This is a genomic window from Polaribacter sp. Asnod6-C07, from assembly GCF_045063625.1.
GTDB classification, from domain to species: Bacteria; Bacteroidota; Bacteroidia; order Flavobacteriales; family Flavobacteriaceae; genus Polaribacter; species Polaribacter vadi_A.
Genome location: NZ_JBEFOF010000005.1, coordinates 2,614,062 through 2,631,369, shown reverse-complemented (window position 1 = coordinate 2,631,369; position 17,308 = coordinate 2,614,062). Strand labels below are relative to the sequence as shown.

The window sequence follows — 17,308 nt, the reverse complement described above, 5'->3', positions numbered from 1 at the left end:
AAAATTCTTGAAATTAATTTCTAGAATGATTATCTTTTTGGATTATTCAGAATTACCAAAGCTCCAATTACACCTGGAATCCATCCACAAAGAGTTAGCAAAAATATAATAAAGAAAGACCCACAACCTTTATCGATTACAGATAGTGGAGGAAAAATAATAGCAAATAATACTCTAAAAAAACTCATTTACATTTTAGTTGGTTACATAAATAAGACGTTTACAAACAAGTTTTGTTACAGTAATTTTCATCAAAAAAAAAGATTCAAAATCATCTATTTATAAGAATGATTCTGAATCTTTTAAATTTAATCTATTTAGATTGATATTCTACATCATATTACCAAAGAAAATAGTATTCATTAACAACTTGTTTGTACCAAACCAAAAAGCTCTAAAGTTAGTATTATCAGTAAAAACAATAACTCTACCTCTACCAAAACGTTCCACTTTAAAAGGTACTGTATTCGGAATTACTGCAGCATTTTCTTTAGAAATATAACCACTTAATAATGGCTTATTAGTATATTGAATAGGATTGTTATAACTATTTTTATCTGCTTTTAAAAACATGGTTGAGTTTCTAAATAAAGCAATTTTATCATTCTTATATCCAAAATTAATTGGATGAGATCTGTCTATTTTAGCTTCAAAAATAGCACCACCTATTACTTGTGCACCAGAAAATAACGATTTGTTTTCGAAAGTAATATTCTTAACAGAGTCTCTTTTCGCTTTATCAAAACTTAAATTAATCATTTTATTGCTTGCTAACCAAGAAGCTGTGTTTTTATAACCTACTACTACTCCACCATTTCTTACCCAAGTTTTAATTTTTTCTATGTCAGATTTTTCTAATCGACTACTAGGAATTACAATATGTGTGTATTTAGATAAATCTACTCTACCTAAATTTCTGGTATCTAAACGTGTAATGTGCATATCAAAACGTTGATCGAACAAATGCCAAATTTCTCCAGTATCATTACCAGTTACTCCATCACCCACAATCATTGCTACTTTAGGTTTTGTTATAGCTCTAAAATTGTTAGATCCCATGTCAATTCCATCATTTAAACCTGTAGAAACACCAGTTATTGTTGTATGGCTATCAGCAGCAACTTTAGTTAAAAAGTTGTATAAATCTGTAGTATTCAATTTTTGATTTTGAACAGGAATAAAAATAGTTCCATAATCGTAAGAATTTCCACCATTTTTAAAATTACGCATCGAAACTTTGGCTCTAATTCCTTTTTGCAAAATAGCATTTAAAGCTTTTGGAGTGTAAAACTCGTTCCAAGGCAATAAATAACCATAGTCACTTTTACCAGAAACACTACCCAATTTCATTTTTAAATCTGTAATTTCTGCTCCTGCTTTAGAAATAGAAACATTTTCTGCATAATCTAAACCAAAAGCATGATTAAACGTCCAAGCAGAAACATCGTAAAACAGACTATCTTTAAAGGTAGTTCTAACATCGAACATTGCTTTTACCAAACGATGATTTTTTTGATTCATAGGCACTACATAACTATATCCTTTTTTAAAGGTTTTGCCATTTTCTGTAAAATCTGATTTTACTTCGTGAATTTTAATCTTGTGCTTTTTCATTACTTCTGCCAAATGAAAACTTTTAGCAGCATCTTTTTCATCACCAAAAACAACAGCTTTATTTACACCTGTATTTCTAGATTCTTGGTAAAAACTTTGTTGATATTTTAAAATCTTTACACGCATACTTTTTGCAGCTTCTAAAGTAGATAAAGCAGCCGTAAATTGATTTCTAATAGTAAAAGGAAACGTTAAAACTCCGTTTACAGTTTCTTGTGCATGTCCTCTAGAACTTCCTTGTTCAAATAAAATTCCAATACTACCATTAATGTCTGGAAAAGTAGAACCTTTACCATAATAGAAATCATCGAAACTTTCTTCAGAATAATATAAAGAACCAATTTTATCTAACGCTTTTGCATGATAAGTTGCAATTTCTTTGGTTAAATCTTGATTCATTTGTGGCGTTAAAGGGTTTGTTCTACTAGGAATTCCTGGTTGAAAAAAGAAACTAGAATTGCTTCCCATTTCATGATGATCTGTTAAAATATTTGGCAACCATTTATGAAAACTTGCAATTCTTGCAGTACTTTCTGGTAATTGAACTGGCAACCAATCTCTGTTCATATCAAACTGATAATGGTTGGTTCTTCCTCTTGGCCAAATCTCAAAAAATTCTCTGTCATTAGGATCAGGATTTAAGTTGGCACTTCTGTTGGTATTTGCCCAATAAGCAAAACGTTGCAATCCATCAGGATTTAAAGAAGGATCAAAAAGAATCACAACATTGTTTAATAAATCGTCTATATTTTCTGCTGCAGCCAAATAATAAGCCACTGCTAAAGCTGCATTAGATCCACTAGCTTCATTACCATGAATAGAAAATCCTTGGTAAACCACAATCGGATTATTGCTAACATCAACAGAATTAGAATTGGTAGCATCAATATGCTTTTCTCGAATACTTTCTAAATTTTTATGATTTTCTGCGGATGTAATTGTAAGCAATAACAAAGGTCTATCTTCATAAGTTTTCCCTCTATTTTCTATTGATATTCTGTCTGATGAAGCTGCTAAGATCTTCATATACTCCACTAATTTATCGTGAGTAATATGCCACTCACCTACTTCATGACCAATTACAGATTCTGGAGTAGGAATGTTGGTATTGTAAGTGGTGTTTTTGGGCAAATAGTAAGATAAGTCTACTTTTTGAGCTGCTATAGAAAAAGAACTCAATAAAAATAATAGTAATATTTTTTTCATGTTGATTAGAAATTTGAATTGAAGTAACCAAATATAGGTATTCGAAAATTTTATAAGAGAGGTTTAACAAAGTATTAAGAATATATTAAGAGTTTGCTTCTGAATTACTTTGGCTTTAAAATAGAGAAATTTCACAAAAATAGAAAAGGTGATAAAAATCAGATTTCTACTAAAAAGCCAATCGTAAATTTGCGATAAGCAATTATGAAACGAACTATAGAAACAATAACATATCAGCAAAACACAGAGGCACTTGCAACATTTGCAAAAGCATTGGCACACCCAACTCGTATTGCAATTTTAAAACATTTAGAAAATCAATCTTGCTGTTTTACAGGCGATTTGGTAAATGTTTTTCCATTAGCTCAATCTACAATTTCGCAACATTTAAAAGAACTAAAAAAAGCAGGTTTAATTCAAGGAGAATTAAAACCACCAAAAATAAAATACTGTATCAATACAGAAAACTGGGAAAAAGCAAAATCACTTTTTCAACAATTTTTTGATTGATTTTCTTTTAACATCAAAATCGCCTATTAGCGATAAACAAACAATAATATTATGAGTAAAACTATTAAAATTTTAGGTACTGGATGTACAAAATGTCAATTGATGACCAATGTTGTAAAAGAAGTGATTTCTGAAAACAATATAGAAGCAAACATTGAAAAAGTAGAAGATATTATGGAAATTATGAAATACAATGTAATGAGCACACCTGCTTTGATTATAGATGATGTAATTAGTATTAAAGGAAGAATACCTTCTAAAAATGAAGTTTTAGAGCTTTTAAAATAGAAAGCTCAAATTTAATATGTTTAATTGGATACAAAATATAGCTGATTGGTTTGTGTATGATGTTCTTAATTTAGAAAGAGGACAGCATTTAGCAGAAGCTTTAAATTTCTTTATTTACGATACTACAAAAATCCTGATTTTACTTTTTATTGTGATCTTTTTTATGGGAATTGTAAACAGTTATTTCCCTATAGACAAGGTTAAAAATTTCCTCTCTAGAAATAAATTATATGGTTTAGAGTATCTAATGGCAAGTCTTTTTGGAGTTGTTACTCCTTTTTGTTCTTGTTCTTCTGTTCCGCTTTTTATTGGTTTTGTAAGAGGAGGAATTCCTCTAGGCGTAACTTTTGCATTTTTAATTACATCTCCTTTAGTTAATGAAGTCGCTATTGGTTTGTTTGTAGGTTTATTCGGGCTTAAAATGACAATTATTTATGTTTTAAGTGGTATTTTATTAGGTACAATTTCTGGTATAATTCTTCAAAAATTAAAACTCGAACCTTTTTTAACTACCTGGGTAAAAGAAGTTATAGCAAATGCACAAAAAGAACAAGATGTATTTATTGCAGAACAACAAACTTTAAAACAACGTTTACAAATAATTTGGGCAGAAGTCCTTAAAATTCTTAAAGGAATTATTCCTTTTGTAATTATTGGTATTGCCATTGGCGGATTAATGCATGGATATATACCTGAAGGATTTTTTGAACAATATATGGACAAAGACAACCTGTTTGCTGTGCCCATTGCAACAATTTTAGCTGTGCCAATGTATTCTAACGCATCAGGTATTTTACCTGTAGTACAAGTATTAGTTGCAAAAGGAATACCTATAGGAACTGCAATTGCTTTTATGATGGGGGTTGTAGGGCTTTCTTTACCAGAAGCAATGCTCTTAAAAAAAGTAATGTCTTTAAAACTAATTGCAATCTTTTTTGGTGTGGTAACCCTATGTATTATCATTTCTGGCTATTTATTCAATCTTATTTTATAGAAAATCAAAACAGCATAAACAGGTAATCACAATTGCTATACATTCTGTTATGAATATTGCTTTTTTTTAACAAATTGATAAAATTAGTGAAAGGTTTTTCTTATTTTCTTTAAATAGATTTATTATTCTGATATTTGTAAATTAGATATTTTTACTACTTTTTTTGATGATAGATAACGCTACTTTAGAGATTTTAAATAGCTCACTTTCTGGTGATGTTCTTTTCGATAATTTACACAAAACTTTATACGCAACTGATGCTTCTGTGTACAGAAAAATTCCTTTAGCAGTTGCTTTTCCAAAAGACGAAAAAGACATTAAAACGTTAATTGCATTTGCTACCAAAAACAGCATTACATTAATACCAAGAACTGCAGGAACTTCTTTAGCAGGCCAATGTGTAGGAGATGGAATTGTAGTTGATGTTTCTAAGCATTTTACAAACATTATTTCTTTTGATGAAAAAGCAAAAACCATAACATTACAACCAGGAATTGTAAGAGATTCTTTAAATGTTTATTTAAAACAATATGGTTTATTTTTTGGTCCAAATACCTCAACATCTAATAGATGTATGATTGGTGGTATGGTTGGTAACAATTCATCAGGAAGTACATCAATAAAATATGGTGTAACTAGAGATAAAGTGTTAAGTATTGATGCTATTCTAAGTGATGGTAGTACAGCTATTTTTAACGAAATTTCATCAGAAGATTTCATCAAAAAAACTAAAGAAAACACACAAGAAGGTAAAATTTATAAAGCCATTTTTGAGGAATTATCATCCGTAGAAAATCAGCAAGAAATTAAAAATGAATTTCCTAAAACAACCATCCATAGAAGATGTACAGGTTATGCTGTTGATGAATTTTTAACTTCAGATTTATTTGGAGGAACAGAACCTTCAATAAATGTTGCAAAATTACTTTCTGGTAGTGAAGGAACCTTGGCTTTTTCTACATCAATTACATTACAATTAGATGATGTTGCTCCAAAAGAAAGCATTATGGTTTGTACTCATTTTAAGAGTATAAATGAAAGTTTAAAAGCAACTGTAATTGCTATGAATCACAATTTATACAATTGTGAATTAATGGATAAAACGATTTTAGATTGTACTAAAAACCATCCAGATTTAGCAAAAAACAGGTTCTTTTTACAAGGAGATCCAGAAGCAGTTTTAATGTTAGAAGTTTCTGCTGCAACTATAGAACAAGCAGAAATTTATGCAGATAATTTAATTGCAGATTTAGAAAAAAACAATTTTGGGTATCATCATCCAAAAGTATATGGTGCAGATATTGCAAAAGTGCATTATTTAAGAAAAGCAGGTTTAGGAGCTTTAGCAAATATTGTGGGGGATAAAAAAGCGGTTGCTTGTATTGAAGATACAGCAGTTGCTTTAGAAGATTTGCCAAATTATATAGAAGAGTTTACCAAAATAATGGATAAATATCAGCAAAATGCTGTGTATTATGCACATGCTGGAGCTGGAGAATTACATTTACGACCTATTTTAAATATCAAGAAAAAAGAAGACGTAGTTTTATTCAGAAAAATAACAACTGAAACTGCTCAATTAGTAAAAAAATATAAAGGTTCGTTTTCTGGAGAACATGGAGATGGAATTGTACGTGCAGAATTTATTCCTCTAATGATTGGTGATAAAAATTATCAACTTTTAAGAAGAATAAAAAAAGCATTCGATCCTAATAATGTTTTTAACCAAGGAAAAATAACAGATGCTTTTGCTATGGATGAAAGCCTACGTTATGAAATTGATAGAGAAGAACCTGTTATTAAAACACTTCAAGATTTTTCTAAAGATGAAGGTATTTTAAAATTAGCAGAAAAATGTAATGGTTCTGGAGATTGTAGAAAACCTGTTGAAGCTGGTGGAACTTTATGCCCAAGTTATAGAGCTACAAAAGACGAAAAAGATACCACAAGAGCAAGAGCAAATACTTTGCGAGATGTTTTAACAAATAATACAGCAGTAAATAAATTTGATTCAAAAGAATTAAAACAAGTTTTAGATCTTTGTTTAAGTTGTAAAGCTTGCGCAACAGAATGCCCAAGTAATGTAGATATTGCAAGTATGAAAGCTGAATTTTTATATCAATATCAAGAAACAAATGGTTATTCTTTTAGAAGCAAAATGTTTGCTAATAATGCAAAATATAATAAACTAGGAAGCATTTTCCCATCACTTACAAACTTTATTACCAATACCAACTTTTCAAAAAAAGTATTAGGTGTTGCAGTTGAAAGAACTGTTCCTAAATTAGCAAATCAAACTTTAGAAAGTTGGTTAAAGAAATATGAGCCAAAAGCTTCTAAAAAAGCAGTTTATTTGTTTAATGATGAATTCACCAATTATTACGATGCAGAAATAGGGAAAGACGCAGTAATCTTGTTAGAAAAATTAGGTTATGAAGTAAAATCTGTAACACATGATGAAAGTGGAAGAAGTCATATTTCTAAAGGATTTTTAAAAGAAGCCAAAGAAATTTGTAATACTAATATTGCCATTTTTAAAGATTTAATTTCTGATGATATTCCTTTGATTGGTGTAGAACCTTCAGCAATTTTGAGTTTTAGAGACGAATATTTAAGGTTAGCAGACGATAAAACATCCGCAGAAAAAATTGCCAAAAATGCATTTACTTTCGAAGAGTTTTTAGCCAAAGAAATAGAGATAGAAAATATTGATAAAAGCCTTTTTACATCAGAAAAGAAGACTTTAAAAATTCACGGTCATTGTCATCAAAAAGCATTAACAGGTACTTTTGCTAGTTTTAAAATGCTGAGTTTACCAAAAAACTATGCTGTAACTATTATGAATACTGGTTGTTGTGGAATGGCTGGTTCTTTTGGTTATGAAAAAGAACATTATAAGGTTTCTATGCAAGTTGGTGAAGATACTTTGTTTCCTAAAGTTAGAAATTGTAGTGCAGAAACAGAAATTGCTGCAGCAGGTACAAGTTGTAGGCATCAGATTTTTGATGGAACCAAACGTATTGCAAAACACCCAATTACTTTATTAAAAGAAGCTTTGCTTTAATTTGAGTAATTTTCTTTGCTTTTAGGCCTCTTTAATAAAAGCCCATAGACAATGGAAAAATGAGCACAACCATAGTTTATCTTTTGGGTTATAGATGATGAAAGCAGATTTTTTTGCAGCAACAATTTCACTCTTTAAAGCAGAAATCTTAACCTTCTTTTTTCTAGAAAAAGGAGTAGAAATTATTATTGTTGACAAAGTAAAAACTTTACAATATATTATTGGTAGCATTACTTTAATTGTTTTTTTAGTGGCTATTTTAGTTTAGAAAATTTTGCCTAAAGAAAATACAAGTTCTAATAATCAAAAGAATAATAATGAGCATAAATTCAATTTTAAAAATGCTTTTATATTAATGAAAAGTAAAAAAGTAATTTATAATTCTTTAATAATTTCTTGTGTTTATTATTGCTATAAATTAACAGGGTTTTATGTAGAAAATTTACGGAATTTCTCTTTTAAAAAAACTACTTATTTTGCAGTTATTATACAATATTTAAGACAAATTACAGCTATTTTTATTGGTTGGATTACAGATAGGTATATGCCATCAAAATTAATAATTCCAAGTTTTTTTATTCTAACAATAACTTCTGTTATCTTTGGTATTGACTTCTTTAATCAACAATTCATATTTTTATCATTTACAATTTTTATAATGATAACATTTGTTATTTATTCTTTAAGAGGGTTGTATTTTGCAATTATCGAAGAAACTAAAACATCTATTGAATTTACAGAAACTTTAGTCGGAATTATTTCTGTGATTGGTTTTACACCAGACATTTTTAATGGTTATATTCTTGGTGAAAATGCGACGATTATCGAATATCAAAATTTATTTATAACTTTCACAATTATTCCCATTATAGGTTTATTACCAGCTTTAGGGTTAAAAAAATCAATAAAAAATGAGTAAGAAAAACAAATATATAGCTGATGAAAATCGCTATGAAAAAATGAATTACAGAAGAACAGGTAACAGTGGTTTATTATTACCTGAACTCTCTTTAGGATTATGGCATAATTTTGGAGAAAATGACGATTTTAAAAATGCTAGAAACCTATTAAAATGTGCTTTTGATAATGGTATTACTCATTTTGATTTAGCAAATAATTACGGGCCTCCTGCTGGTTCTGCAGAAAAAAACTTTGGTAAAATATTAAAGAAAGATTTTAAATCTTACAGAGATGAATTAATTATCTCATCTAAAGCTGGTTACGGAATGTGGCCTGGTCCTTATGGTGATTGGGGATCTAAAAAGTTTCTAGTGGCTAGTTTAGATCAAAGTTTACAAAGAATGGGATTAGATTATGTTGACATTTTTTATCATCATAGACCAGATGAAAACACTCCTTTAGAAGAAACTATGGGAGCTCTAGATTTGATTGTAAGACAAGGAAAAGCTTTGTATGTTGGTTTATCTAATTACAGGCCAGAAAGAGCTACTGAAGCTTTTAAAATTCTTAAAGATTTAGGTACACCTTGCTTAATACATCAACCAAGATATAGTTTATTTGATAGATGGATAGAAGATGGATTGTTAGATTTATTAGGCAATTCTGGTGTAGGCGCAATTTGTTTTTCTCCCTTAGCACAAGGCATGTTAACTAATAAATATATCAATGGCTTGCCAAAAGACTCTAGAGCTGTAAAAGACAGTCCGTTTTTAAATACACAAACTGTTTTAGAAATGTTACCTAAAATTAAGACATTAAATGAGGTGGCAGAAAGCCGAAATCAGAATTTGGCACAAATGGCCATTTCTTGGATTTTAAAAGATGATAGAATTACCTCTGTTTTAATTGGCGCTAGTAAAACATCACAAATTTTAGATAGTGTAAAAGCTATTGAAAACACCACTTTTTCTGAGGATGAATTAGAAAAAATAAACAGTATTTTAAAATAGGAAAAGGAAGCAAAATGCTTCCTTTTTTATTTCCTTTAAAATCAAACTTAACTTAATATGTAAGATGCTCATCAGCCAATAAAGCAAAGGTTTTATCTAAATCTGGTAAAATAACTATCTTAATTCTTCTATGTTTTGCTCTATTTTCATTGGTTTTATTATCAACTAAAGGCATTATAGAACCTCTACCAGATACAATTGATCTGCTACCTTCAATATTATATTATTTTCTAAAAGTATAACAATTTTACATCATCAGAATTAGTTAAATCTGCTGTGTTAATCTTTATTTTAAAATTATAAGAAATAGCTAAGTTTAAGGTAGCCTTAAAAGTATTGGCTGTAGTCAATTTCTTAGTTTCAATTTAGAAAAATGTCTTATTGAAACTTGCTCTTTCTTTTTTTTGATATCACTGCTTTGTTATCTAAAATTTATAAATTTAATAAATCACTTTTTTAAAATTCATATTTTTTCGTTTTAAAGAATTCATTTTATTGTTTTTTAGAACTCAAAATTGAGAAATCAATAACTATAATGCCAAAAAATTAAATAATAATAAATGTCTTTTATTTTTTTTTCTAAAAACAAATATCAATAAGTGAGTTAATTAAAAATATTTTTGTAAATTTAATCAAGATTTTAAAGTTGATAATTCATTTTATAACGTATAATTTACTTTTAATCTATTTATCGTAATTATCCCCCCGAGCAAGAATTTAATATTAATAAATATAAGCTATGAATTACAAAAAAAATATTACCTCCATTCTATTAGTCAGTTTATTCTTTTCATTTCAATTTATATCAGCCTTTTCTACTTCTAAGGAAACTACAAATTTAGAGCTGTCTTATAAAAAGGTTGAAATTAAAAAATCAAATTCTTTTTATGAGAATTACAAATTAAACTGGATAAACAAAGAGTTCTTTAATACTGCCCCTTTTTGGAATAAAAAAGAAAAAGTAAATTCTACAAAGACTTTTTTAGATATAACAAATAACAAAACTACAGATACATGTACAGAAGGTGCAATAGTAGGTACTATTACCGCAAATGATATTGATGGAGATGGAATAAATAACGTATGTGATCTAGATGACGATAATGATGGTATTTTAGATACAGAAGAAGGTTGTGGAGACATTATCTCTACCTTCCCAAATGCTACAAAAGGATATTTATTTCAAAAAAGTCCTACACAAGTTTTTACAGTAGATTTAAAAACTGGTGAGAGTGCAAAAATTCACACATTTAATAATTCATACAACGCTGTTGCTATTAATGAAATTGACAACTTATTTTGGGTATATAATAATGAAACAACCAGTATAGAATTAATAAACCCAACAACTTTTGCTATTGAAGATACATTACCAAATAATTTTACTGAGAATAACATTAATTCTGGAGCTTTCGATATTGTAAAAAAACAATATATAATGATTTCTTCTAATGGGAAAAAAATCTATGTTTATGATGGAGACCCAAATTCATCGGGTTATAAAACCTTAGTGAAATCTTTTGCAGGACCTGGCAAAAACATTCCTGATATTGCTTATAACTCAAATGATGGTAACTTCTACGGAATTAGGGGTAATTCAAAAAATATTTACAAAATTGATGTTGAAAATGAATTATCTACATTACTTGGAGCAGTTAATAATCTGCCTTCAGCTAATTATGGTGCAGCATATGCTACATTAAATGGTAAATTATACCTAAGTAACAATACAACTGGGGTTATTTATCTAGTAGATTTAAATAACTCAACTTTTAACGCAACTTTTTTTTCTAACAGTACTGCATCAAGCTCAAATGATGGTGCAAAAGTTTTAAATATAGATTTAAGCGGTAATCAAATATGCTTAGATACAGATGGAGATGGAATTCCAAATAGTCAAGATTTAGATTCTGATGGAGATGGCTGTTTAGATGTTGTAGAATCTGGAGGAATAGATGCAAATGGAGATGGAATTTTAGATGGAACTGGTTATGATAATGAAGGAAGAGTTACCGGAAATACTGGTGGATACAATGGATCTAATGGAGCAGAATTAACGGCACTTCAATTAAGCACAATTAACACTCTAAGTAATCAAACAATTAACGAAAACGACGATACAACTTTTACTGTTGAAGCTTCCGCAGAAGAAGCTACAAGTTATGCAAACGGAACACCAGCATTTGGTACTGCCGGAAATGCTAATATCGGCATTGTATATAAATGGTATTTAGGAGAACCTAATAATGGAGGAACTTTACTTTCTGACACTGGTGTCTATTCAGGAACCAACACTAGTAGTTTAAAAATTTCTAACGTTAATGGGCTTGACGCTTCACAATATTATGTAATAGTAACTCATAATAATAATGTTTGTTTATTAGAATCTAGTTCTGCAACTTTATCTGTAAATTTATTACCAACTGCAGTTGCTGATAATTATATAACTAACGAAGATACCTCAACAACCTTAACTCCCTTAACAACGGGTACTTCAGATAGTGATCCTGAAGAAAACGTTTTAACCATTACTTCTATAAACGGAGTTACTCTTACTGGTGTTGCACAAACGATACCAGTTACTAATGGTAATGTAATTATAGATGCTGTAGGAGCAATCACTTTTACTCCTTCTAATAATTATTATGGCACAGTAAGCTTTCCGTACACAATTAGCGATGATAATAATGGTACAGATAGTGCATTAATTACAATAGTTGTAGATGCAGTAAACGATTTACCCAATGCTGTAAACGATACTGCAAAAGTAGACGAGAATAGTACTAATAATAATATTGATGTTTTAGATAATGATGATTTTGGAGGTGATGGACCTAATACTGGGGCAATAACATTATCTAGTGGAACAACCAATAATAACGGAACAGTTACAGTAAATAATTACGATACTCCAAATGATCCAACAGATGACACTATAAATTACACACCAGCATCAAACTTTAGTGGAACTGATACTTTTGAGTATACAATTACAGATGCAAATGGAGATACTAAAAATGCTACAGTAACAATTACTGTAGAACAAGTTTCTAATGTTGAAAACTGTAAAGAAACCTCACCAACAGAGCCTGCTTTAGGTTTTAATGTTTTTACTTTAGAAAGTTTAAAATTAAAAACAAATGAAAGTGAAGGAAGTGTAGCAACTGGAGGAGATTTAACAATACTTGGAAGTTACCAAATTGCTACAAATGAAGTAGGCACTTTTGAAGTAGACAATACTCCTATTGGTTTATTAGTAGGAGGTAAAATTATATATACATCAGGTAACTCTTTACAAGTAAATCAAAATAGTTATATAAAAATAGGAGACAATCAAGGATCTACAGTTTGGTATAAAGATCAAAACAATGCTTATTCTAATATTAGAATAACTCCTAGTTCAGATTATAATTCTTCGCCAAGGGTTTTATTACAAGCAAACTCAAATTCATTAAATGTATCTTCTACAAACAACCCTGTTTTTGAAAGTAATTTAATCGATTTTGCAAGCGCTTTTCAAACCTTAGAACTAAACTCAACAAGTATTTCTAAAAATGATCATAATGCGCAATTAACAAATCCTAATGGACAATCGATTTCTAATACTGATTTACCAAATCAAGTAAAAATTAACTTACAAGATGGTATTAACTACTTAAATGTTAAGGGAACTGATTTAAATAATGTAGATGTTTTTACATACAACAACACACCAAGTGCAACAAAAGTATTGGTTATAAATGTAAATGCTTCTGGAACATTTAATTGGGATGTTTGGAACCAATCTGGTGTTTCACAACAAAATGCACCTTATATTATATATAATTTTTATAATACTACTACTCTTAATATAGAAGGTAATTCTACAATTGAAGGTACTGTATTTGCGCCTTTTGCAGACATTAACAAAACTGCAAATCAATCTAACATAGAAGGACAAATAATTGGTAAATCGTTTTTACATTCTGGAGGAGAAGTACATTCTGCAAATTTTGAACCTGCAATAAAAACTTGTAGCCCAGCTACTGGCATCGCTCCTATTGCAGAATTTACTACTAATGATAATAACCAATGTTTTGAAAGTAATGAATTTGTACTTAACAATACTTCTAATACTGGAACTACTGTTCAACCTTCAGATCCTATTACTTATAATTGGACTTTTGGAGATGGTACTTCTAGTACATTAATGAATCCTTCTAAAACATATACAACTTCTGGTACTTATACAGTAACTTTAGTTGCAACTAATACTTATGGTACAGATACAACTAGCCAACAAGTTACAGTCAATAACGAAATTGATTTACCAATATTAACAGAGGAGACATTAGCTAGTGGATCTGGAACTGTTACTAAAGAGTTTACATTAGATAATGATACGTATTTTGATACATATTCTTGGAAATTAGTAGACGTAGGTTCTAACTTATATCCGAATGAAAAAGTTGTAACTTTTGATTTTACTGCAGAAGATTCTTACACACTTACTCTAACAGGAATTAAAGACGGTTGCCCACAAAGTTTAAATTATGAAGTTGTAATTGCTTCTGGAGAAGTTAGTGGTGGAAACGATGGTGGTACTGAAAGTGAAAGCTTAGGAGATGCTATTTCTAAAATTTACGTAAAACGTAAAATGAATAGTGTACCAACTATTTTTGTTAAATCTGAGAAGAACCTGTACAACAAAGAGAAATTAAAAAGAGAGCAACCATACCAAGGAAAAGGGCAAACTTTATTAGATATGTTTCCTACAGAGCTAGTAGCTGGTAACGTTTCTAATGTTACTTCTCCAACAGATATTTTAGACTATACTGTTGCAGATGAAGTTTTATCCGTAGATTTCTCTGTAGACGGAAAAACTAAAGGTGTAGTATTAGGTATTAAAACTACAGACAAGGTTTATAACCACACAAAAGCTTCTTGTGATAGATTAAGAGGTGCAGAAATACTTAATATACAAACAGTAAAATTAGATGGCTATAACTTCTTAATGCAAGGAATTAAACAACGAAGTGGTGTTGTTGAATATGCCATTTCATTTGTAGTTGGTAAAAATACCGAAGATGTAAATTACACACTACAAACAAACTGGTATATAAGTGGCTATACTAAATTTAATGATGTTTATAACTTTCAAGTTTGGTCTACAAATTATGAAGACACACAAAAACTTGTAAAAGATATTTTAACAAACTTAAAATCTAACTTACCTGTTACACAAACAGAAACTCAAAAAATACCAAAAACTTTTGCTACTAAAATTTATAGAGAAAAATCTGATTTATTTATCAACTTAGAAAGTATTAAGGTAGGTTTAAGTACAGAAGTTTCTATGATAGAGAATTACTCAGAAACTTCTCAGGAATTAAAATATAGATATAACCCTTTAAACACCGAATTAAAACAAACTTTAAAAATAAATATTGATGATCGATATGAGTATGAAGGTATGATTAAAGTTGATGGCGAAATACAGGATGAATTCTATCATGCTGATGGTAACTGGGGCTTAGATTACGACTCTCAATACACTGAAATTGAAGAATATTTTGTAACTAATAATTCTGACAGAGTATATAATGAAGATGAATATACCATCAATAGAAATGTACAAATAAAAGCATTTAGTGAATATGATTACTTAAGTATTTATAAATCTTTACTACCTGGTAATATATCTGCAGATTATTCTGAGTACAAATATCTATCTTTTACTGCCAAAGGATCTGGATTAATTGAATTAGGTTTAATAAAATCTTCTGTAGAAGAATGGAAAGAACAGTATAGAGTTATGGTAGATCTATCAGACGAAGAACAAACTTACTTTGTACCTTTTGATTTATTTTCATCTACTGGAAGTACTGATAAAATTACAGCTGATGATTTAACTACCCTAACATTTACATTTTTGGCTATTGAAGCAAATACCAACGATTTAGATCTAAAAATTTCTGATGTAAAATTCACTAAAAACTCTGTATTAAGCCAAACTGTAGAGAAAATTGAAGCTTTAAACAATAACTTTATAACGTATCCTAATCCATCAAAAGGAAATGTAAATGTACTTTTATATAGCAACACAAATACAGAAGCAACTTTAACTTTATATGATATTACTGGGAAAGAAATTTATAAAGCACCAACTAAATTAACAGCTGGTAAAAATGAATTAGAATTTAATATAAAAGTAAAACCGGGTATTATGTACTTAAAAGTAAATAGTAAATTAACAAATTACGGAACTTCAAAAATTATATTTAGATAAGAGAATTCTATAAAAATAAAAAAAGGTCGTCTAAAAGATTATTTTTAGGCGATTTTTTATTATGATAGCTCTAATTTAGAAATTGGTTAGCTAAATTTGATTTAAAAGTAAATCCTTTAAAAGTTATTGGCTTAGTTTACAGTTTAACTTTACTTTTTAAAGTTATGATACTTATCAATTAAACACATTTGACACTTACTTTATATATCACCTTAAAATAAATAATCGTTTAAAATTCATATTGTAGTTTCATATTTCCAAAAAAAGCTTACACATACAAACAACGCTGTTTTCATCCTAACTAGAAAATAAAAACTTAATTGATCTTGATTATTAGTCTTAAATATTACTTTTCTACTCATTTTTAAAATTAAGAGTATAAAAAAAGCTATCTTATCAGATAGCCTTTTTATTTCCTTTAATATCAAACTTTACTTAATCAGTAAGTTGCTCATCAGCTAATAAAGCAAAGAATTTGTCTAAATTTGGTAGAATAACAATTCTAGTTCTTCTGTTTTTTGCTCTATTTTCATTGGTTGTATTTTCTACTAAAGGCATTGTAGAACCTCTACCAGCTGCAATTAATCTGCTACCATCAATATTGTATTTGTTTTCTAAAAGTCTAACAATAGAGGTTGCTCTTTTTACACTTAAATCCCAATTGTCTTCTACAGTTGCGTTACTAATTGTTCTAGAATCTGTGTGGCCTTCTATCATAACATCCATACTTGGTTCAGACTTTATAATAGTTGCCAACTTTTCAATTAAATCATAAGCTTGATTTTTAACTCTGTAACTTGCAGTGTTAAATAATAATTTGTCTGATACAGAAATCATAACCACAGTTTGATCGATATCTATATTTACATCATCAGAACCATTTAAATCTGCAGTATTAATCTTATTTTTCAGATTATAAGAAATGGCTAAATTTAAAGAATCTTTTAATGTTTTAGCTTTTGCTAATTCTGATGGATCTACTTTAGCTAAAGTTTTCATCATTAATTCTTTTGTATTATTAGAAATTACTGCTGTATTACCAACCATATCTAATTTTACATCATTTTCTGTTTGCAAAGAAGCATTGTTTTCTGTTAAAGAATTTATTTTTTGATTATAGTCTGCTACTCGTTTTTCTATAGTTGCAAATTTACTTTCTAATTCTTCTTTTTCTACTGTTGTTTTTTGAAGATTTCCTTTAGTGTCTATTAATTGATTTTCTAATTCTACATACTTTTTCTTAGAAACACAAGATGTTGCTAATAAAGAAATTGCTACAACAGGAATAATTAATTTTCTCATAATTTATTAATTTAAGTTATATAGCCAAAAAGGCCATTGGGTTATTTAATAGTTCTCTATAGGTATAACAACTCACTTTAAAATTACCCTACCCAAAAAATTAAATTTATTTTAAAAGCACAAAAAAAGTCTATAAAAAACTAGTTTTTATA

At 28.9% G+C, this 17,308-nt stretch carries 12 protein-coding genes; 8 read left to right on the top strand and 4 right to left on the bottom strand.

Translation table 11 applies throughout. The annotated features are described in order from the left end of the window. Window positions 1-29: 29 nt before the first annotated feature. Window positions 30-188 carry a YqaE/Pmp3 family membrane protein gene (locus tag ACJJVK_RS11275; RefSeq protein ID WP_215994925.1) on the bottom strand — a complete coding sequence of 53 codons (159 nt, stop codon included), beginning with the start codon at window positions 186-188 and terminating at the stop codon, window positions 30-32. Window positions 189-330: 142 nt separating this feature from the next. Then, on the bottom strand, window positions 331-2,820 hold the full coding sequence (locus ACJJVK_RS11270) for a M14 family zinc carboxypeptidase (protein WP_405566045.1): 2,490 nt from the start codon (window positions 2,818-2,820) through the stop codon (window positions 331-333). A 204-nt stretch (window positions 2,821-3,024) separates the two neighbouring features. Between ACJJVK_RS11270 and ACJJVK_RS11265 the strand changes: the two genes are divergently transcribed. The 7 genes from ACJJVK_RS11265 to mgrA all read left to right on the top strand — a co-directional run bounded on the left by ACJJVK_RS11265 (window position 3,025) and on the right by mgrA (window position 9,586). Next, complete coding sequence (locus ACJJVK_RS11265) at window positions 3,025-3,330, top strand: ArsR/SmtB family transcription factor (protein WP_405566044.1); 306 nt, start codon at window positions 3,025-3,027, stop codon at window positions 3,328-3,330. Between the two features lie 51 nt (window positions 3,331-3,381). Next, window positions 3,382-3,618: a thioredoxin family protein gene (locus ACJJVK_RS11260; RefSeq protein ID WP_405566042.1), complete on the top strand. Its 237-nt coding sequence runs from the start codon at window positions 3,382-3,384 to the stop codon at window positions 3,616-3,618. Window positions 3,619-3,634: 16 nt separating this feature from the next. Continuing rightward, entirely contained in the window at window positions 3,635-4,612 is a 978-nt protein-coding gene (locus tag ACJJVK_RS11255) for a permease (protein ID WP_405566040.1), read from the top strand. A gap of 166 nt (window positions 4,613-4,778) precedes the next feature. Beyond that, window positions 4,779-7,676: an FAD-binding and (Fe-S)-binding domain-containing protein gene (locus tag ACJJVK_RS11250; RefSeq protein WP_405566039.1), complete on the top strand. Its 2,898-nt coding sequence runs from the start codon at window positions 4,779-4,781 to the stop codon at window positions 7,674-7,676. Between the two features lie 94 nt (window positions 7,677-7,770). Continuing rightward, window positions 7,771-7,944: a hypothetical protein gene (locus tag ACJJVK_RS11245; protein ID WP_405566038.1), complete on the top strand. Its 174-nt coding sequence runs from the start codon at window positions 7,771-7,773 to the stop codon at window positions 7,942-7,944. An 87-nt stretch (window positions 7,945-8,031) separates the two neighbouring features. Then, window positions 8,032-8,595, top strand: a complete 564-nt coding sequence (locus ACJJVK_RS11240; protein ID WP_405566036.1) for a hypothetical protein — start codon at window positions 8,032-8,034, stop codon at window positions 8,593-8,595. Further along, window positions 8,588-9,586 (top strand): L-glyceraldehyde 3-phosphate reductase, encoded by a 999-nt coding sequence (gene mgrA / locus ACJJVK_RS11235; RefSeq protein ID WP_405566035.1) that lies wholly within the window; start codon window positions 8,588-8,590, stop codon window positions 9,584-9,586. Before ACJJVK_RS11240 ends, mgrA begins: the two co-directional genes overlap by 8 nt. A gap of 52 nt (window positions 9,587-9,638) precedes the next feature. Here the strand turns inward: mgrA and ACJJVK_RS11230 are convergent, their stop codons facing one another. Continuing rightward, window positions 9,639-9,761 carry a hypothetical protein gene (locus tag ACJJVK_RS11230; protein ID WP_405566033.1) on the bottom strand — a complete coding sequence of 41 codons (123 nt, stop codon included), beginning with the start codon at window positions 9,759-9,761 and terminating at the stop codon, window positions 9,639-9,641. 564 nt (window positions 9,762-10,325) lie between these two features. Here ACJJVK_RS11230 and ACJJVK_RS11225 point away from each other — a divergent pair. Next, entirely contained in the window at window positions 10,326-15,854 is a 5,529-nt protein-coding gene (locus ACJJVK_RS11225) for a choice-of-anchor A family protein (protein ID WP_405566031.1), read from the top strand. A 435-nt stretch (window positions 15,855-16,289) separates the two neighbouring features. Here the strand turns inward: ACJJVK_RS11225 and ACJJVK_RS11220 are convergent, their stop codons facing one another. Next, window positions 16,290-17,156, bottom strand: coding sequence for an OmpA family protein (locus tag ACJJVK_RS11220; RefSeq protein ID WP_405566029.1), 867 nt, complete (start codon window positions 17,154-17,156; stop codon window positions 16,290-16,292). Window positions 17,157-17,308: the final 152 nt, after the last annotated feature.